The following is a 20,243-nucleotide window of genomic DNA, read 5'->3' as shown; positions in this document are numbered from 1 at the left end:
TATAACACACCAACGGACGCCGTTCCGGGACTCTACGTGTTATTTTTCTGCGCTCCCTAAGGACAGCACGTCGGCCTCCCGGCTGTGGCTGGCCGCCCGCACGGTCGAGAAACTGGCTGCGGCCCTGCCCAGGCGGACGATCCACACGGTCGGCGATGCCGCGCTGGCGACGAACGACGCATCCTGCCCGCCTCAACGACCTACCTGGACCACCCGGCTACGCAAGGACGCCGGCCCTGCCGGCCACGGAAGAAAGGCGACCGGCTCGGCAGCCTCACCCAGCTCGCCGCCGCCACCCCCTTCACCCCAAGTCACCGTCACCCGCTACGACCGCACCGCGGTCGTGCACGCCGCCGCCCTGTACTGCCTGTGGTGCGCAGTGTTCGGCACCCGCCCGGTCACCCGTCGTGCTCGTCCGCGACACCCCCGACCAGGCCGGCACCTACAACCCGGCCCTGGTCACCACCGACACCCTCACCAAACCCGCACAGATCATCGAGCGGTACGCCGCGCGATGGAGCATCGAGGTCGCGATCTCCGACGCCAAGCAGATCTTCGGCGTCGGCCAAGCCCACAACCGGGCGAAAGCCACCGTCGAGTGCACCGTCCCGTTCGGCCTGACCTGCCAGACCCTCACCACCATCTCGTACACCGTCGCAGGCCACCACACCCATGCCCCCTGGTACACCACCAAGACCCACCCCTCCACCGCAGACATGCACGCCAAACTCCGCCGCGTCCTGATCACCGCCAAATATCAGCTCACTCGCCCGAACCACCGACCCCGGCAGAACTCCATACCCTCCGCCTGGTCTGGGACACCGACGCCGCATAACTGCGAAAGTCAAGTGGTTCTACGTCGTAGAATTAATGTTATGTGACGTTGCATAGCCAAAGAAAAACCTGCTCCACCAAGCGGGGCGACCAGACTCAAGCCGTTGCGGCAAACCAACAGGTAAAAAAGTGAATCAAGTAGGCCAAGCATGGCTGGGCGTCGCCACCATCAACGACGCCCAGCCAACGGGTGACTCCGTTACGCGGTAATTGCCGCGTTGCCAGGAGTTCTCAACACCTTCAGCGAGCGACCTTGAACAGGACGCTGCTCGTCGGGCCGACGCCTGCTCGCCACCATGTCTCGTACACGAGATCGCCCGACGCGGTGTAGATCTGTTGGTCTGCACCGTCGCTGCTCTTGTCGAAGCCAGTGATGTTGTTTTGCGAGATATTGATCAGTGTACTGGTGCCATTATTCGGCCCATTCCACCAGTATTCCTGTACATGGTCGGGAGTGGCCAGGTAGAGCTCATGCACGCCGTTATACACGGTCTTCTTGATCTGAATAGCATTGGTCTGACCTGTTGCGATGATCCCGTTGGTAAGACCTACGCCTGTAGTGCTATTCCAGTATGTCTGCCACGCAGTGGTGCTCGTTCCTGTGTACAGGAGTTGCCCGCCGTCAGAAAGGTTGTCTCCCTTGTCGAGGCTACGAATGTTACCCTGGGTAATGTTTATTACAGTCCCATGGTGCACACCCGTTCCCGGTCGCCACCACAGTTCGTACACGTACGTTGGTGTGGCTACGTAAAGCTGATCCGTACCGTCCGACCCTCTGGATTTGTCCATAGTGACCGGTCCATTAACAACGTCGAGACGGTTGGCGTGAATACCATCTCCACCATCGCGCCACCATACCTCGTACGGTCCGTCACTTGCCAGAACGTACAGACGATGAGTATATCCCACACTGTCCGTCACGGGATCGGCAATGACTTGCCGGACACCGGATAGACCAGTTATGATCTTGTTATGATGAACGCCTTCATTCGGACGCCACCATGTCTCCCAGACACCATCAGGGACAGCCGTATATAGTGACTGCGTAATCCCATTCGGTTCGTTCACCTTGTCGAAGCCGACGATGTTGTCTTGTGAGATATGAATGATTTCCGACTCGTGGGCACCATCTCCGCCGGGGCTCCACCATGCTTCGGTCACCGAAGACTTGGTGGCGGCATAGACCTCACGAGTGCCGTTAGGCGCAGCAGTCCTTTTGACAGAATTAACCACGGGAGGTGGCGGCGGTGCTGCTGGTGAGTCTGCTGATGTGTCGGGCGGGGTGATGGTGTAACTCGGTAGCGGTGCGGACTGCGAACTTGGATTGAGCTCATTGCGCTTGGAGAGCGCCTTATTGGCGATCTCGTTAGCGGAGTCAGCTATCCAGCGGTCTTGATAGGCGCGAGTATGCGAGCTTAGCGGATTGGGTGGCGTCAGCGGCGCAAAGCCAGTGCATACCCCATCCCATGCGTCACACCAGCTACCGACACGCCCAGTCAATTGCATGGGAATGTACGGGGCTCGTGCGCCGAGTGACCCCAGCGCACAGAAAGCATTACCGCGTGACCACGGTGGCCGCATAATAGCATTGCACGCCGAAGTGCGTGGATCACCATATAGCGCCACATAGGCGATGCGACTGAGTGTGTAGCTGCTTACATTGAATAGCGCCGTTCCGACTACCTCGGCACCTTGCGAGTATCCGCCGATGACGATGGATTCCTTAGGGCACTTGGCGGCGCGGTCGTTCAGATGCCTTGCTAGCTCGGCTACACCAGTTCTGACGCTAGCATAGTAGCCCTCCCAGCCGGTTAGAATACCCCAGTTGGTCCAGGCGACGGCGGGGTATTCGCCGGGATTGTTTGCCTTGTTATCTGGGCCGGGTTTGTTGTCCAGATTTCCTAGCTCAGCCCACTGGTTCTCGATTCCAGCATTCGCTATGGCTTGCATAATATAGTGCTGGAAGGAGAGCGCACGAGGACCATTAAATGTTTCCCCCGACCCGCGGGCAAATAGTACGTACACTCCTCCGTTTTTGCACTCTGGTTCCGCTTTAGCCGGGTCAGTAGTTTCAAAAACCGTGACGCCGAGGCTGATAAGAAGTGCAAGGAAGAACGTAAATGATTGCGCCTTCCTTCGCATTGTTCGGCACAAGGAAATCACCTCATCTATCTTTGTTCGGAAATGTTCTACTCCCGCACCTGAGAGAGTTATGCAGAGCTTACCCATCAAGATCCATAACAGCGCCTCGACCAGCATCTCAACCTGCGGCGATACATGATCTAGATCATGTAGGATGGGAGTCCTGAATAAGCCTCACGGTGACGGCACGGTTGCATGCCCTGTAATACACGGCCACCCGCATCCCCCTGGACTGGATTTCACTACGTAAACGGCCGGCGGCGGGTGCCCCCCTTACACCCGCCGCCGAGCACGATAGTCGAGCACGGCCGTGGTTCGGACCCGGATTTTTCCGGGTCCGAACCACGGCCACGGACCGGTAGCGTCGACGTGCGTTGCCAAGAATTTGACTACGAGAGGCCGGCCATAGATTGCCTGTAGATAAAATCTACACGCTGCCCACATCCGAAGCCGGGGTTGAGCGTGGGCTGGTCATCACCTACATCGGCCTGCGCTGCTTCAATATCATCCAGGTCGCGGTGGGTCTACCGCTGATCCTCGAACGCACCGACCGTCGCATGCTCACCGTCGCGTCGCTGAGCCTGCTCCTGCTGGAGGCGGCGGTAGTCAGCCGGCGCATGTGGCGACGCGGGCGGTTCGACGACGCCTGGCTCGGCATTGTCGATCTTTCGTTCGGCGTGCTCTTCCTCATCAGCGTCATGATGTTCGTCGCTGCCGGAACCGCCTCGTCCAGCTGGGGGAACCCGGGTTTCGCCACGACCATCCCGATGGCCGCGGGCGCGGCGATCGTCTTCCGCCACTGGTGGCAGACGCTCGCCGCGGCCAGCCTGCTGTGCGCGGTTTTCCTGGTGACCAGCCTCCCGGCAGCCAGCGACCACGACACGCGCCTCACCACACTCACGAACTCGGTGGCCTATATCGGCTTTGCTGTTCTCGTCCGGCTCGTCGCCGGCTACACCCGAAGGCTCGGCAGGGACGCGGACTCCGCTCGGTCCGCCGCGGTGATGCTCGCCACCGAGGCGGAAAGACTCCGGGTACAGAAGTTGATCCACGACCCGGCATCGGCGCTGGAACTGCTCGCGGCCGACGACCTTGATGAAAACGCCCGGGCTGTCCTACGGCGCCAGGCCCTGCGGCTCGCCACTGAAATGCGCCATTACCTCGGCACCCAGCTACGGCGTTCCAGCGGCATCATCGCCGAGCTTGAGGCCATCGCGGACGAATTCGCCGACCTTGCTCCTGTGCTGAACGCCGACCTCGCCCGCGACACCATTCCAGCGGCCGATGTGGAGGTTGTCAGTCGCGCTGTTCGAACCCTGTTGTTCAACGTCCGTCAGCATGCCCAGGCCCGCGAGGTCGTCATCCATGCCGAGACCGACGGAAACAGCTGGGAGGTGTGCGTCCGCGACGACGGCATCGGATTCGACCCGAACATCCGCCTGGCAGGATTCGGCTTGTCGCAACAGGTATATGCGGCGATCGCGTCCATTGGCGGTCAGGTCGAGATCGAATCGACGCACGGGGAAGGGACATTCGTACGAATGTCGAAGGAGAAGATGTGACGATCACGGAAAACCCTGGCGAGGCGCGTTCACGCCGGATCGGCGTGGTCGACGACGAGCCAGTCTACCGGGACTCACTGCCGCTGCTGGTACCGGAACTGAACGTGGTTGTCGCCGCGAGGACCGTCGAGGAGTTCCTGGCCCTGGCGCCCCGCGTTCTGGCTGCGCGGCCCCATGCCGGCATGTTGGATGCCGTCCTCGTCGATCTCGACCTCAGCGGCAGCGGCGGACGTCCCAGCCCTGTCCACGGCCGCCACGCGGTCGCCGCAGTTGCCGCAGCCGGCTATCGGGTGCTCATCTACACCGGTCAGCGCCGGCCGCTGGTGCTCGCGGGCTGCCTGGGCGCGGGCGCGCTGGGGATCGTCCACAAGTCCGAACGCCCCGCGCGGCTGGTCGACGCAGTCGACGCGATCGCCGCCGGCCGGTTGGTACTCACCACCGCGGTGACCGGCCTCGCCGAGGCGGTCAGCCGGAGCGGAGCCCTGCCCGACCTCACCGAAAGGCAACGGGAGGTCCTGCGGGCACGCGCCCGCGGCGAGCCGTACAGCGGCATCGCCCAGCGCCTCCACATCGATCGGAAGACCGCCGAGGAACACATGAGTGTCGTAGCGCGGAAATTCCGCGACTACCTGCGGGAGCACAGTCCGGCGGACCTGGAACGCGAACTCGGTATCGGCTCCGGCGACCTCATGGAGTGAACGTCGGGCCGTCTGCGAACACTACTTGACCGGATACAACCATAGATCACCCTATCTGCCGGCGGGGCCGCACCGAGCCCTGGTCACCCGGGACCGCTGCCGCAGCCTTCCCTGGCTGCGAGCAGCCATCGGCCTGGTTCGAACGGAAGCCTGCTGTAACACTGAGTGACAGCGACCATGACACCGGGTGGTGGAGGCATCGCGGCACCGAGGATTCGCCCGCGGTTCATGGGCCGTATGACAGCAGCCGGTCGGCCCCCGCCCGCGGCCCCGCGGCGGCACGCCGCGACAGGGGGCGAGCTTGCACTCACCCATCTCGAGTGCTAAACAGGAGCTGGCACTCACCAGCTCCGAGTGCCAAGGCTGAGCGACGAGGCCAGCTGGCCGTCCGTCGCGGGCGTCGTCTTGGCCAGGTCATTGAACAGCCATTCCCCTGGGAGGACCCCGACACCATGCCGAAGATCATTGCCTTCGATGAGGAGGCACGGCGCGGCCTGGAGCGCGGCATGAACCAGCTGGCCGACGCCGTAAAGGTCACGCTCGGCCCGAAGGGTCGCAACGTCGTTCTGGAGAAGAAGTGGGGCGTCCCCACAATCACCAACGACGGCGTGAGCATCGCCAAGGAGATCGAGCTCGAGGATCCGTACGAGAAGATCGGTGCGGAGCTCGTCAAGGAAGTCGCGAAGAAGACGAACGACGTCGCGGGTGATGGCACCACCACCGCGACCATTCTCGCCCAGGCGCTGGTCCGTGAGGGTCTGCGCAACGTGGCGGCCGGCGCGAACCCGCTGGGCCTGAAGAAGGGCATCGAGGTCGCGGTCGAACGCGTCTCGGAGGAGCTCTCCAAGCAGGCCAAGGAGGTCGAGACCAAGGAGCAGATCGCGTCCACCGCGTCCATCTCCGCGGGCGACCCCGCGATCGGCGCGCTGATCGCCGAGGCGCTGGACAAGGTCGGCAAGGAAGGCGTAGTCACCGTCGAGGAGAGCAACACCTTCGGTCTCGAGCTCGAGCTCACTGAGGGCATGCGCTTTGACAAGGGCTACATCTCGCCGTACTTCGTCACCGACGCCGACCGCCAGGAAGCCGTCCTCGACGACCCGTACGTGCTCATCGTCAACAGCAAGATCGCTGCGGTCAAGGACCTGCTCCCGCTGCTGGAGAAGGTCATGCAGGCCGGCAAGCCGCTGGCCATCATCTCCGAGGACGTCGAGGGTGAGGCCCTGGCCACCCTGGTCGTCAACAAGATCCGCGGTACCTTCAAGAGCGTCGCGGTGAAGGCCCCCGGCTTCGGTGACCGCCGCAAGGCCCTGCTCGGCGACATCGCCATCCTCACCGGTGGCCAGGTCATCTCCGAGGACGTCGGCCTCAAGCTGGAGAGCACCACGCTCGACCTGCTCGGCAAGGCCCGCAAGTTCGTCGTCACCAAGGACGAGACCACCATCGTCGAAGGCGCCGGCGACCCCGACCAGATCGCCGGTCGGGTCAGCCAGATCCGTGCCGAGATCGAGAAGTCGGACTCCGACTACGACCGCGAGAAGCTGCAGGAGCGGCTGGCCAAGCTCGCCGGTGGCGTCGCGGTCATCAAGGTCGGTGCCGCGACCGAGGTCGAACTGAAGGAGAAGAAGCACCGCATCGAGGACGCCGTCTCGAACGCGAAGGCCGCGGTCGAGGAGGGCATCGTCGCTGGCGGTGGCGTCGCGCTGCTCCAGGCGTCGGTCACGGCGTTCGAGAAGCTCGACCTGGCCGGGGACGAGGCAACCGGGGCGAACATCGTCCGGCTGGCTCTCGAGGCGCCGATCAAGCAGATCGCCTACAACAGCGGTCTCGAAGGCGGCGTCGTGGTCGACAAGGTCCGTCACCTGCCTGCCGGCCATGGCCTGAACGCGGCCACCGGTGAGTACGTCGACCTGATCGCCACCGGCATCATCGACCCGGCCAAGGTCACCCGTTCCGCGCTGCAGAACGCCGCGTCCATCGCCGGGCTGTTCCTTACCACCGAGGTCGTCATCGCCGACAAGCCGGAGAAGAACCCGGCCCCGGCGGTTCCCGGTGGCGGCGGTGACATGGACTTCTGAGTCCACGGTTCGAGGTTCGGCCCTCCGGTCTGAACTGGTCGTAAGCCAGTCGGTGGTGGGCGCAAAGGGGTGGTCCTGTTTCGGGGCCGCCCCTTTGCCATGGCACGATTAGCACATCAATCACCATGCGCGATGGGCGATTGCGACCGGCAAGACTTGTGGGAGTGTGCACAACATGACCCAGACCATGCCACCGGCCGGCTGGTACCCGGATCCCTCCGGCCAGCATCCTTTTCGCTACTGGGACGGCGGGTTATGGACCGACCAGGTGAGTAGCACCCAGCCGGGGGCGTCCGCTGGAGTGCCCCCACAGGGCTGGGGAAGTCCCCAGGGTTACCAGCCGGAACCTGTCCGGACCAACTACACCCCGGATCGGATCCGGCGCCAAGTGCGGGAAGGGGCAGGCCTGAGCCCCGTCCACAGCGGACAGGGGACGCTCTTCACCGAACCGGTCCTCGTGGTCAACCAGAAGACCAAACTCATCGAGCTGACAAACGAGTACGCGGTGTTCGACCAGTCCGGTAACCAGATCGGATCGGTCGTCGAGGTCGGTCAGAGCACCATCAAGAAAGCGGTGCGATTCGTCAGCTCACTCGATCAGTTCTTCACCCACCGGCTCGAGGTCCGCGACAGCGCCGGAGTTCCGCAACTCGTCCTGACCAGGCCGGCGAAGCTCCTCAAATCGAGGGTGATCGTCTCTCGGCCGGACGGAGCCGAGATCGGTGACATCGTCCAACAGAACGTCTTCGGAAAGATCCGCTTTGCCCTGCAAAGCGCTGGCGCCCCTGTCGGCATGATCAAAGCAGAGAACTGGCGGGCGTGGAACTTCTCAATCGTCGACCACACCGACACCGAGATAGCCCGGGTGACCAAGACCTGGGAAGGCTTGGCCCGCACGATGTTCACGACCGCTGACAATTACGTGGTGCAGATCCACCGGCCGATCGCCGACCCGCTGTGCAGTCTGGTGGTCGCCTCCGCGCTGACCATCGACACCGCGCTCAAGCAGGACTCCCGTGGTTTGGGCTGAGTCTGGATACCGGCGCCGGAGGTTTCGACAGCCGAGGCTGGAAGCGGCACCATTACTGGAGTGATCCAGCCTGGTTCCATGCCGCGCTCGCACCGCCCCACCATGGTGCTGCCCGCCCCACCGCTGACCGTCGCCGACCTCGACGAGCTCGGCCTTGAAGATCCTCGCTTCGAGCTCATCGACGGGATGTGCCTGATCCGCGCATGGCCGACACCGTTGGAGACCAGGGTAACCAAGCGTCTTGTCCGGCTGCTCATCGAGGCGACCCCCTCGCACATGCGCGTCCACACCCGGGGGGTCAGCCTTCGCGTTGAGCCCCGCAGCGAGATCGTGCCCGACATCATTGTGGCGGCAGCGGCTGACGACGACCGTCCCCGCCGCATCACCGATCTGCCACTGCTGGTCGTGGAAGTCGCCGAGATCAACAACCGTCGCTACGACCAAACCCTGAAATTCGACGTCTACCGTGACCGCGGTGTCCCCAGCTACTGGCTGGTCGACCCCGGCACCCCGAGTATCGACGCCTACGATCTTGTCAGCGGGGCCTACGTCCGGGCCGGGTCCGCGGTCGGGTCACAGGAACTCACCGTGACCAGCCCAGTTGCCTGCACGATCATCCCGGCAAGCCTGATCGACCCTCCACAACCAGAATGACGACTTGTCCAGATCATGTTGGCAGAGATCACATTGTCTCGGATCACCCGGACAAAAGACCAGACCGGACAAGAGACCAGAACTGACTCCAGGACGCATCTGATAGATGTTGGTCGATGCAGGCATCGACAGCAGGGACCCGCACGGACGCGAAGCGTTCGTGCGGGGGGCGAAGCGACCGAAGATCTATCAGACAGGCCCTGCCGCGCCGCTGTTGCCGGTCGCTCTAAGCTCTCAGTTCTAAGCTGGATCGGGGATGTCGTCCGCGTCCACGATGGTGTAGGCGTAGCCCTGCTCCGCCAGAAAACGCTGGCGATGCGCGGCGTACTCCTGATCGATCGTGTCCCGGGAGACCACCGTGTAGAAATGCGCGCCACGGCCGTCCGCCTTGGGGCGCAACACCCGCCCAAGGCGCTGCGCCTCCTCCTGGCGTGACCCGAAGGTCCCGCTCACCTGGATGGCGACCCCGGCCTCGGGCAGGTCGATCGACACGTTGGCGACCTTTGAGACGACCAAGGTCATGATTTCTCCGCTGCGGAACGCCTCGAACAGACGCTCACGCTCCCGGTTACGGGTCGACCCCTGAATGACCGGGGCGTTGAGCAGCTCGCCAAGTTGATCAAGCTGATCAAGATAAGCACCGATGACGAGCACCCGGTCGCCCGCGTGCCGTTCGACCAACCGCCGCACGACCGCCCGCTTGCTATAAGCGGTCGCGCACATCCGATAACGCTCTTCAGCCTCCGCCACCGCATAGGCCATCCGCTCGTCCTCGGTGAGTGTCACCCGCACCTCGGTGCACTCAGCCGGAGCGATCCAGCCCTGGGCCTCGATCTCACGCCACGGAGCGTCGTACCGTTTGGGACCGATCAGGGAGAAGACGTCGCCCTCGCGTCCGTCCTCTCGGACCAGCGTCGCGGTCAGACCGAGCCGCCGCCGGGACTGGATGTCAGCGGTCATCCGGAAAACCGGCGCGGGTAGCAGATGCACCTCGTCGTAGACGATCAATCCCCAGTCACGGGCACCGAACAGATCCAGATGCAGGTACTCGCCCTTGCGACGGGCAGTCATCACCTGGTAGGTGGCGATCGTGACGGGCCGGATCTCCTTGCGTTCACCCGAGTACTCGCCGATCTCGTCCTCGGTGAGCGACGTCCGCTTCAGCAGTTCCGTGCGCCACTGCCGGCCGGCCACCGTGTTGGTGACCAGGATGAGGGTCGTGGTACGGGCATGGGCCATCGCGGCGGCACCAACGATGGTCTTGCCAGCGCCGCTGGGCAGCACCACCACGCCCGAACCGCCCTCCCAGAAACCCGCGACCGCGCCCTTCTGGTAGCCGCGCAGCTCCCAGCCGTCCTGGCGCAGTTCGATCGGATGCGCCTCCCCGTCGACGTAACCGGCGCAGTCCTCAGCCGGCCAGCCGACCTTGAGCAACGCCTGCTTGAGCCGTCCCCGCTCGGACGGGTGCACCGCGACCGTGTCCTCGTCGAGGCGCTGGCCCAGCAGCGGCAGGACCTTCTTGGAACGGATGACCTCGGTGAGCACCGCGCGGTCGATGGTCCGCAGGACCAGGCCCCGCTGCGGATCGTTCTCCAGCCGCAGACGGCCGTAACGGTCCATCGTGTCGGCAATGTCGACGAGCAGCGCGTGCGGGACCGCGTAACGGGAGAAGCGAACAAGTGCGTCGACGACCTGCTCCGCGTCATGACCGGCAGCCCTGGCGTTCCAGAGTGCCAACGGAGTGATCCGGTAGGTGTGCATATGCTCGGGGGAGCGTTCCAGCTCCGCGAACGGGGCGATCGCCGCCCGCGCGTCCGTGGCCAGTGGATGGTCGACTTCCAGCAACATGGTCTTGTCCGACTGGACAATCAATGGACCATCAGCCACTTCTCACCGACCTCCTAAAACTTCTCGTGACCTCTGGACGCGCGCTGCCTCTGTCAACCTGAACCGAACCCGCCCAGCAATTCTTGCATGTTCGCCGGCAGCTGAGTCGAAGGCCTCATGACAGCCCGGACGCGAGGATCCCCAGCGGGAAAACGGGCCCGTGGCAGCTGCAACCAGGGACGCACCGCCCGTGCACCACCCGTGCCCCGCCCGCCGCCGAACCGACAAGCCCACGAAGCACCAAGCCCACAAAGCGGCAGCTGCCGTCATGACAGGTCCGTAACGTCCTCCGGATCCAGGAATTCCGGGTATTGCCGGTCTGGTACCGGCATCGACCCGACCGTTCCGGCATCGGCAAGAGCGCCGGCCATACCGCCTTCGGTGACACCCGGCAGAGTATCCGCGGCACTCAGCTCGACCGCCCAGCCGTAATCGGTGAACCCAGCGGCCGGGAGCACATCCTCAACGTCCATGACACCGGTGACGCGGTGCAGCGCGAAGCGCCGGGTTGTCGTGGCACGCTCATCCCACACGGTCACCCAACCCCCATCAACAACCATCGGACGAACAATACGTTCGCTCGACTTCCCCTGTTGATCAACATAGCCAAGCAACATTCGGCGGCCGGTCCGCGCCGCTCCCTGCAGAGTCACCAGGATCAGCGGAGCCGTTCGCACCATCCGGTCGGGCACCGAACCGATCGCGGCGCTGGCCGCACGGGCCGCGCGGGCACTGTCGTCGCCACGACGAACCATCCGTACCACATCTCGGAACTGCTCGTTGCGAACACCCACGGACTCCGCGCTACTCGGGCGCGGCCGGCCGGGCGTTCTGTGCACCTCCGGTCGGTGCAGGACCACACGTCCGTCCGGCCCTTCACCGACCGGGGCGAACCCGGCCGCGCGCAGGCCCTCCAGCAGCTTGGGCAGAGGCAGCGCGGAGATCACCACGGTGGGCGCGACCCGCCGCAGCCCGAGCGTCTGGGTTCGCCGCGAGGCGACCACCTCCGCGAGCACAGCGGTGTCGTCGCAGCGCAGATATGCCATGGCGGGCCCCGCCCGCAACCGGCCATGACGACGAGCAACATCATTTATAAGATAGTCCAGCGTCTGCGGAATACCCCCGCGAGCGACCCGGGCCAGAAAGTCGCGAATATCCTCGATGACCCGACCGGCATCCAGCGCACGCCGCAGGGATGCTTCAGAGAAGCGGAAGACCGTTGCCGCACCGGCCGACTCGACGTCGGCCATCTGCGTGAGCTCCGCGGCGATCTCCGGCACCAGCGGGCCCGGGGCCACCGCGGTGAGGTCAGCCTGCACCAGAAGTTCGCTGACCGGCTCGGGCAACATCGGGCTGAGCGCGGCAGCCAGGTCCGAGCGGCTGGCTCCGTCCCCGTCCTTGCCCTCGCCGCGGACCAGCGCCCGCCCCGCCGAGGACAGCGCACCGCGCCCGGTGACACCGAGCAGATCCGCTTCGGTGAACGTCCAGTCGATCATGCGGTCCAGCAGCGGCCCACCCCGGCGAGGCATCCGCCACGCAAGCAGGGCCCGCACCGATTCGGCCGTCGGCGCAAGCCCCACCGGCACCGTCGCGAAGGCGTCCAGCACGAGGCGGCGCAGCTCGGGTGCGTGCTGGCGGCGCAGTTCGACGGAGAGCGCGGCAAGCTGACGGCCCTTGTCGTCGCGCTCCCCCACCAGGCCCGACACCTGCGGAGAACACAGCCAGGCCTCGACCAGCGTGGCCCAACGCATCGCGGGAGTGTCCACACACCACCTGTCATAGGCGGTTGTAGGCATGATCATTACATCGGCCCCGGGAGCGGTGTCCACCAGCCCCGCCGCGTAGGCGGTCTCAATCACCAGCGCCGCGGTCGGTTCGGCGACATCGAGCAGCCTCGCGGCCGTACGGAAGTCCCGGACGCTCAGGCCACCGGTGCGCAACGGGGTGGGCGGGGCCGTGCCCCAGGCTTCCAGCAGTGTCGTCACCAGACGGATCATCGTGTCGGCGGCGAGGGCAGCTGTACCGTCCACCTGAACACAATCGATCGTCTTGCCGGTCAGGACCGGCGGTTCGGGATGCAGCACCCCGCCCGGACGGTCGCCACGCAGCGCGAGCCCGACCTCCCGAGGGAGTTCAACCATGGTCTCGTCGATGCCGATGAGCAGCCCCCTGGCCAGCAGCTGCTCCACCGGTGTGTGAGCGTCGGACGCGGCGAGCAGCCGTCGCGCGTCGCCCGTGTGCCCGAGCGCCGGCCCGGCGGCGAGCCGGTCGAGAAGCTGGCGAGCCCGTGGACCGCATTCCTCGACGAGAGCCGCAACCCGATCCGGGGCGGCCAGCGCGGCGCTCAGTTCGTCAAGGAGAGAGCCGCGGCCCGCTCCGCCCCGGTCCCGCTGGGAAGCGACACCGACCGCCAGCGCGAGGCGCGCGAGGTGCGTGTGCCGGTGACCGGCCACACACACACGTAATGGCCGGCCGAGGCCGAGCGGGCGCTCACCGAGAAGGTCACGGGCCATTGCGACGAGCCGGATGGCGCTGTCATCCCCCCAGATCAGCGCCCGCTCGCGCAATGTCACCAGCGCTGCCGCCACGGCCGTGGTCCCGCAGAACCCACATAGATCATCGATGCTCACTGGCGCCGGAAGCAGCGTCAGTGCCTCACAGACCTCGAGGGTGAACGTGTCAAGCCGCTCCAGCGCGCGCGTCACGCTCACCCGGATCTCCAGGCGGGCGGCGAGGACGTCGAAGTCGGGCGGCGGCGGCGTGGCCAGATCAGGACGCAGCGTGAAAAGCCGAGTCAGCTCGTCGTCAGAAAGGCCTCGCAGCCACCCGGCCGCAGTGGAGGAGACGTCAGCTCCGTCCGCCGACATGGACACCCTCATGACAGTATCCCGCCGACGGCCCAGGAATTCAGGGGGCCGACGGCACGGAAGAACAATGATCGCACCACCATCGGCCCGCTGGGTACAGGAGCCGGCACGCCCTACCGCCCACCATGATCAGACGCGTCGGCACCCAGGACGGGAAACCGCCCGACACCCACTTCGGCCGTGCCCACCTGATCGAGAACCCAGCCTCCGCTGACATCAAAACGGAGTACGGCCACCGCTGGATCAAGATCCATATCACGTGGCAGGAGCGCGGCGAACGCCCAGTCCGGCGGGCCGGTGGAAATTCTGATCGAAGTCACCTGAAGCCGGCCCGGGGGGACAAGCGCGACCAACGGGCTCGCGAAGACCGCTCGCGCTATCGCGTCGATCTCGTCCGCGGTCGGCGCCCGACCGGGCGGAGCGGGGAATCGGTTAAGATCGAATTCGCCTGGGATACTGGTCCCGGCGTAACCGCCGGGATCGGCGATGGGTGTGTCCGCTGCCCGACGCGCGACCGGACGGATGACACGCGGACCAGTAGCATGTTGACGTGCGGGATGTGGACGCACAGGCCCTCCTGCCGCGGGTGACAGGCTGCGACGATACCCAGCCGACATCACGTGAAGCCGCGCACTGTGTGACAGAATGCGACAGACTCGTCGATGCCGATTCGACACGCGAATGCCTCCGAACGCAAGAGCCTGGCGTCAAATGTTTTCCGCAACAGTAGAACATAAATCAAAAACCTGCGGCTAAGAGCGCCCGGCAATAGGGGTGTGGATCAAGGAGTGGGATTGGGGCGCCTGCCCCAGCCCCACGACGTCACAGCTTCTGTTGCCGAGCACCCTAAGTACCTTTTTCGGCTGTTTTTCCGCTTTATCCTGATCGTGCTGGCAGACCGTCACGTGTTCCTGCGATACCACCGGTCAACGCAACTTCCCCGCAGTGTCGACCAGGAACGTCAGATGATGATCGCGTGCCCAGTTGCCAACCCGTGACTGTGCGCTCGCCGACCCCGGCGCCGCAAGCGCCTGCCCGACAGAGAAGCCAACGATCAAAAAGATTACGACAAGAAGCAGATTCACTACGATTCCAACCGGACGCCCGCGGGTTCCCGCACCCGCGGATCGCGCGGTGCCGGACACAACCTCCACACCGGACGGAACCGACTGAGCGAAATCGGCGGCGAAGTCCTCGACCGGTCGGGAACCCGTACCGCCGGACCCAGCGCGCGCGTCGGCCCGGCCTTCCGTGACCCGCGGATCCCAGGCCGCGGCCGTCGCCCCCGCGCCCGTCCCGTCGCCGTTCCCAGGAATCCTGGCAAACTGCCCGGTGCTGTCGATCTCCTCCTGGTCGGTCTGGTCGGTCTGGTCGAATCGGTCCACCCGGTCGGCCGAAGCCGCCCCGTGGCCGGCAGGTTCTGTGGCACGGGACGGGTCACCAACGCCCGTCCGGCGGGAACCCGTCGCCGCGCTCCTGCCCGCCACGGCGGAAGCCGGCCCCAGCCCACCCCCAGCCGGTGGCATGGGTGACCCGGGCAGCACCCCCGGCCTGGCCGCGGCGACCGGCTTCGGCGCGTCGCGACCGCGAGCCGGGAACGGGTCGAAGCCCTCCGTCGGAGGACCGGTGTAAGGCCTCGGCCCTGTGACGGTGCCGTTGACGGCGCCTGGTCCAGGAACCTCTGCCATCCGGCCACGGGCGTCCGGTCCGGGCCCAGGCACGGGCCCAGGCACGGAGCGGCGACCGAACCGATGATCAACACCTTCCGCCACGGACGCCGTGACCGGCCTGCGCACAACCGTGGTCGTGTCCAGCGGGTCAGGGGCACTCGGCAACGCGCGACCACCGTCCACCGTGGCGGTAACGCCAGTGGCTCCACCCGGCAGGTATGCGGCCGGACGATCGCCGGCCCCACCCACCCTGCCAGCGACGGGCCGTCCGAGCTGGTCGGTGCGTCCAGGCAGCGTGCCAAAAGCCACCATGCGCCGGCCCGCGCTGACCGGTCGCCCGCGACGGACCGGATCACCGGCGCGGACCGGCGATGGGCCAAGTGGCTGGACAGGCGAGCCGGGCCGCTCGCCAGCAGCGGGCTGGGAGCCAGGAATCAGGGGCCGCGGCCCGCTCGACTCCGGATACCGCGGACGCCCCGAGTGGCCGGGACGCCGCGTGGTGGCATCGTCACCACGCGGCGTCCCGCGCGAATTCACCCAGGGGTCACCTCGAGGATCATCTCGTCGGTCGCCCCGGGGGTCGGGGTCTCCTCGGACCACGCGGGCATCCTCCGGTCACACGCGCACGGCACTGGTTGTGTCGATGTCGTCAGAACAGCGAGATTCAGCGTATCCGCAACAAGTTCAAGTAGCACAACACGCCCCACCCCACCCGAACGAATCTTCACTTTCACCTGATCGCCCAAGCGTGCGCCCAACCGACCACAGTGAGGTGGGTGCAGCGTGCGCCGGATGGCCACCCGCCTGTCAACAACCAGCCCCGGTGTGCCAGCCCGAGCCCAACCGAGGACACGAGCAGACCGCCCGCGACGCCCGCCCATGGCCCGTCGATAGTGGCCTCCAGCAGTGCCGTCCGCACCCGGCTCAGCGTTGGCAGCGCGAGGCCCGCCACGCCATGTGATGATTCGCGGTCACGGTGAACCCGCGAGCGCTTTGGCAACCGCACTTCTCCGAGCATTATGAAACGTGTTGGGGACAGTCCGAAGCGCAGCTGGGAGGCTACTGAAAACGCCTTCACAGGCGCCTTCCCGGGCTGCGTGACCATCTGCTCGGGGCAGCGGCCTCGTCATCGTCCGGTCGTCACAGTCTGTGAATCAGGCGACCCGGCAGCCAAAGCGGCCACGACGTTCGCCATCGTGTGACGGGCCAGTGAGTCAGTGGGTCGGCCACTCGGGCAGCTGGATGTTCGGACAGGAGAACAGGTTGACGAGCTTCAGACACTTTCTCACGGGTACCGGCACGGCGTACCCGGCGGTTGCCGTAACCGTCGACACCGCATTGACCACGTCGGGACGATGCTCCCCACGCGCCGCGTCTCAGCCGACTGTTGGTCGCGTTTCAGTCTTCGCTCAGCTTGTGAGGGGAAGGTTTCTACCATGAACACGCGGCCCCCCTTCACCTCCCCGGATGGACGTTCCTCGGACTCGCGGGCGCCTGACGGCGGCGACGGCGTCCGCTCCGGGCAGGACACCCCGGTCTGGACGGCACCGGAGGTGGAGCCATACCCCGCCACTCACCAGACTGCCGTGCAGCCGGCGGCAAGGAGCGGCCTGGGTGACGCCGAACCCGAACGACCAGCGGCAGCGGCGGCAGCAGGATCTTCCGCATCGACTACCGCGGCTCCCCAGACACGCCCTGAGCGGGACTCGGCCGAGTCGTCCAGCCGGGCCTGGTGGGGAACGCCGTGGAACCCGCCGGGCACGAGCGTCCCCGACGACTCGTCGACCATGGTCGACGCGGGCGGTGGCGCGAACTCCGGATACCCGGGCGGTGCCTTCAGCGCGCCAGGCCCGCCGTCCGGCCCAACACCACCGTCCGGCCCAACATCACCGTTCGGGCCGACACCGCCGTTCGGCACACCGCCGCCGTCCGGGCCGTACTACGGCCCCCCCCAGACCGCCGGACAACCGGCACCACCACCACGCCGCAAACGGCTCGTCGCCGCCGCGATCGCGATCGCGCTGGTCTCCGCTGGGGTGGGCGGTGGCGTCGGTGCCCTGGTCGCCGGCGGCAACAGCACGCCGACTGTGGTGTCGTCCAGCGGCCTGCTGCGCGGCACCAGCGGCGCGGGAACATCCCCAGCCGCGTCCGGCACGGTGTCAGCCGCCGCGCAGACGATCCTTCCGAGCGTGGTCACGATAGCCGCCGCATCAAGGAACCAGGCAAGCACCGGTTCCGGAGTAATCATTCGCCAGGACGGCTACATCCTGACCAACAACCACGTGGTATCCGATGCCGCACAAGGCGGTTCACTGCAGGTGACCACCCAGGACGGCAAGGAGTTTAACGCAAGGATCATCGGGACCGACCCCACCTCCGACCTCGCGGTAGTAAAGATCGACACGACCGGGCTGCGGGCGACCGCCTTCGGCAACTCGGACGCGCTCGCGGTTGGCGAGCTGGTGGTCGCGGTCGGCAGCCCGCTCGGCCTCAGCGGTACCGTCACATCGGGGATCGTGAGCGCCATACACCGGCCGGTGCGTACCGGTGACACGAACGTCCAGGACAGCAACGCCGTTCTCGACGCTATCCAGACCGACGCCCCGATCAACCCTGGAAACTCCGGCGGCCCGCTCACCAACAGCAAGGGTGAGCTGATCGGCATCAACTCGGCTATCGCCACGGTGGGCTCGGGCGGCGGCGGGTTCGGCGGCCAGCAGGAACAGCAGTCCGGCAACATCGGTGTCGGGTTCGCGATCCCGTCCAACTATGCGCAGTCGATCGCCGAAGAACTGATCAGCAGAGGCTCGGCGGTGCACCCGTATCTTGGCGTGAACGCGTCAACCGCGGGAGCGAGCCAGACCGATCCGAACGGCGATGGGACCGGTGCCAAAGTCGAGAATCTGGTCGGCAACGGTCCCGCGCAGCAGGCCGGGCTCCAGCGCGGCGATGTCATCACCAAACTGGGAGACCGCCGGATCACGAGTGTGGATGGACTTATCGCCGCGGTCCGCTCCCAGGACATCGGCAGCAAGGTGACCGTCACCTACACCCGCAACGGTCAGACGCACACCGCGGAGGTCACCCTGGCCCAGCAGCCACCGTCCTGATCTTCCCGCCCCGTTGACATCCGGCCTTTCCGGATCTTTGCCAAAAGATCCGGAAAGGCCGGATGTCGGCATCTCAGCCACGATCATTTTGATCGCAAGATACCGCCCATCACGCATCCACGGCATCCGGACCCGCCAGCTGGCGCCAATCAAGATCAAAAAATGGCACCAGCCAGGCCGGAAAATTCGATCACACAACCTCCGGCCCGCGGATCCAGCGGGTGGCAGCAGAATTTTCCTGACATTCCCCCCTAGGCTGGCCAGGAAGCTCTAACGTGGCGAGCGGTGACGGTGTAACCCGCTCCACACCCGGACGCGGCTATGACTCATCTCGCCGACGGGGGACACAGGAGAATGCACTGATGAACGGCGGTATCCGCCGCACTGACCCAGCAGACGTATCCGCCACCGGCCCGAGCCTCGATCGATCCGCGGTTGCGCCCACTGCCCGCGACGCCCAAGACAGGCCCCGCACGCCGCTGCCACGGACCCCGGAGTCGGATATCGACCTCGTCATGCGGATCCGGCGAGGCGAACGGGATGCTTTCGACGATGTTTACGAACAGTACGCCGACGACGTCTTCTCGATGTGTCTGCTCATCCTGGGCGAGGCCGAGGTCGCTCAGGCGGCGGCGGGCACAGCGTTCGCCCTCGTTGCCCGGACCCGGCTGGGCGCGCTCGGCGAGCCTACCCGGTTGCGCTCATGGCTACTCGAGCTGGCCCGCGGCAGCGCCCTGGCCTGGTCCGGCTCGCCCCAGGCCCGCGGTGGCCCGGTGCGGCACGCCGCGGCCCCTGAGGAGATGCTCGCAAAGACTCAGCTCACCCCGGCGCCCAGGGGACTGCGGGAAGGACTTGTCCGCACCTTCGATCGAGCCGCGACGGCGCTCGGAAGTCCGGTCCCGTCGGTCCCACCGCACGCCTCCTCGATGCCGGATACCTCCATGCCAGCCCCCATGTCAGCCTCAATACCAGCCTCAATGCCAGCCCCCATGTCAGCCCCCATGCCGGATACCCCGGTACCAGATACCCCCGCGGGCAGCGCCCGCGGTACATCAGCGGACCACACGGACGAGCCAGGCTCCGTCGCTCATCCAGACGGCGTCGCTCGCCCCCCGGACGAGCGACGTGGCCGGCCCATGGTCACGCTCGCCGCGTCGCTGCTCCTCGCCGTCGCGGGTGTCACCGCCGCGATCAACTGGCCGACCACGGCCGAGGTCAGCCCCCGCTATCCCGATGTCGCGTTCGGCCCGCCAGCGCCAGGGCCACTCGTCACTGGCCGGCACCGACCTGACACGATCAGCCCGACAGTCGCCGGGGCGTTCACCAGACGGGTGCCCGGACAGCGGACCGTACCAACCATGCTCGAAGTCGCGAGTGCGAACGAGATGATTCTGGTGGCCCAGCGGTCCACCGCCGAGCTGGCCAGACCGCAGGCGGTCCCCGAACCCAGTCCACCCACAATGGTCAATGTGCTACCACGGTCGACCGCAACACTACCAACCGTAACCGCCTCCTCATCAATGGGCAATTCAGCGACACACGTACCGCCGGTCGAAGTCCCGTCAGCGTCACCAGCGACACAGATGCCCTCGACAGCTCCCTCGGCCACGCCCGACGCGGACACAACAACCCCGTCCGTGCTCACCTCGGGGACACCGCCGCAGGCTTAAGTGATCGGCAGGGGTCCAGCTCGCGCCGCCCGGGCTCACCGGCC

Annotated in this window: 14 protein-coding genes; 8 read left to right on the top strand and 6 right to left on the bottom strand. The window is 65.9% G+C overall.

Features of this window, described 5'->3' with window-relative positions; genetic code table 11:
* Positions 1-407 precede the first annotated feature (407 nt).
* Positions 408-881: a hypothetical protein gene (locus MJ777_RS10805; protein WP_239375720.1), complete on the top strand. Its 474-nt coding sequence runs from the start codon at positions 408-410 to the stop codon at positions 879-881.
* A gap of 193 nt (positions 882-1,074) precedes the next feature.
* Here MJ777_RS10805 and MJ777_RS10800 read toward each other — a convergent pair whose 3' ends face one another.
* On the bottom strand, positions 1,075-3,093 hold the full coding sequence (locus MJ777_RS10800) for a cutinase family protein (RefSeq protein WP_239375718.1): 2,019 nt from the start codon (positions 3,091-3,093) through the stop codon (positions 1,075-1,077).
* Between the two features lie 293 nt (positions 3,094-3,386).
* Here MJ777_RS10800 and MJ777_RS10795 point away from each other — a divergent pair, with 293 nt between their 5' ends.
* The 5 genes from MJ777_RS10795 to MJ777_RS10775 all read left to right on the top strand — a co-directional run bounded on the left by MJ777_RS10795 (position 3,387) and on the right by MJ777_RS10775 (position 8,995).
* On the top strand, positions 3,387-4,538 hold the full coding sequence (locus MJ777_RS10795; RefSeq protein WP_239375716.1) for a sensor histidine kinase: 1,152 nt from the start codon (positions 3,387-3,389) through the stop codon (positions 4,536-4,538).
* Entirely contained in the window at positions 4,535-5,236 is a 702-nt protein-coding gene (locus tag MJ777_RS10790; protein ID WP_239330963.1) for a response regulator transcription factor, read from the top strand. Before MJ777_RS10795 ends, MJ777_RS10790 begins: the two co-directional genes overlap by 4 nt.
* A 452-nt stretch (positions 5,237-5,688) precedes the next feature.
* Positions 5,689-7,311, top strand: coding sequence for a chaperonin GroEL (gene groL / locus MJ777_RS10785; RefSeq protein WP_239309802.1), 1,623 nt, complete (start codon positions 5,689-5,691; stop codon positions 7,309-7,311).
* 175 nt (positions 7,312-7,486) lie between these two features.
* A complete protein-coding gene (locus MJ777_RS10780) occupies positions 7,487-8,341 on the top strand; it encodes a phospholipid scramblase-related protein (RefSeq protein ID WP_239375714.1) in 855 nt (284 codons plus the stop codon).
* 78 nt (positions 8,342-8,419) lie between these two features.
* Entirely contained in the window at positions 8,420-8,995 is a 576-nt protein-coding gene (locus MJ777_RS10775; RefSeq protein WP_239309806.1) for a Uma2 family endonuclease, read from the top strand.
* Between the two features lie 240 nt (positions 8,996-9,235).
* Here MJ777_RS10775 and MJ777_RS10770 read toward each other — a convergent pair whose 3' ends face one another.
* The 5 genes from MJ777_RS10770 to MJ777_RS10750 form a co-directional block, all read right to left on the bottom strand.
* Positions 9,236-10,882 (bottom strand): DNA repair helicase XPB, encoded by a 1,647-nt coding sequence (locus MJ777_RS10770; RefSeq protein ID WP_239309808.1) that lies wholly within the window; start codon positions 10,880-10,882, stop codon positions 9,236-9,238.
* 266 nt (positions 10,883-11,148) lie between these two features.
* Positions 11,149-13,761 carry a helicase-associated domain-containing protein gene (locus tag MJ777_RS10765; RefSeq protein WP_239375712.1) on the bottom strand — a complete coding sequence of 871 codons (2,613 nt, stop codon included), beginning with the start codon at positions 13,759-13,761 and terminating at the stop codon, positions 11,149-11,151.
* A gap of 101 nt (positions 13,762-13,862) precedes the next feature.
* Positions 13,863-14,318 carry a hypothetical protein gene (locus MJ777_RS10760; protein ID WP_239375703.1) on the bottom strand — a complete coding sequence of 152 codons (456 nt, stop codon included), beginning with the start codon at positions 14,316-14,318 and terminating at the stop codon, positions 13,863-13,865.
* A gap of 357 nt (positions 14,319-14,675) precedes the next feature.
* Positions 14,676-15,731, bottom strand: coding sequence for a hypothetical protein (locus MJ777_RS10755; RefSeq protein ID WP_239375701.1), 1,056 nt, complete (start codon positions 15,729-15,731; stop codon positions 14,676-14,678).
* A 418-nt stretch (positions 15,732-16,149) separates the two neighbouring features.
* A complete protein-coding gene (locus MJ777_RS10750) occupies positions 16,150-16,371 on the bottom strand; it encodes a hypothetical protein (protein WP_239348272.1) in 222 nt (73 codons plus the stop codon).
* A 484-nt stretch (positions 16,372-16,855) separates the two neighbouring features.
* On the opposite strand from MJ777_RS10750, the gene MJ777_RS10745 reads away from it, so the two are divergent.
* Positions 16,856-18,529, top strand: coding sequence for a S1C family serine protease (locus MJ777_RS10745; RefSeq protein WP_239375699.1), 1,674 nt, complete (start codon positions 16,856-16,858; stop codon positions 18,527-18,529).
* A 362-nt stretch (positions 18,530-18,891) separates the two neighbouring features.
* Positions 18,892-20,199, top strand: a complete 1,308-nt coding sequence (locus tag MJ777_RS10740; protein WP_239375697.1) for an RNA polymerase subunit sigma-24 — start codon at positions 18,892-18,894, stop codon at positions 20,197-20,199.
* Positions 20,200-20,243: the final 44 nt, after the last annotated feature.

It is taken from the genome of Protofrankia sp. Cj5 (assembly GCF_917627405.1).
In the GTDB taxonomy this organism is placed as follows: domain Bacteria; phylum Actinomycetota; class Actinomycetes; order Frankiales; family Frankiaceae; genus Protofrankia.
The sequence above is the reverse complement of the archived record's forward strand: the minus strand, read 5'-3'. Positions and strand labels throughout refer to the sequence as shown.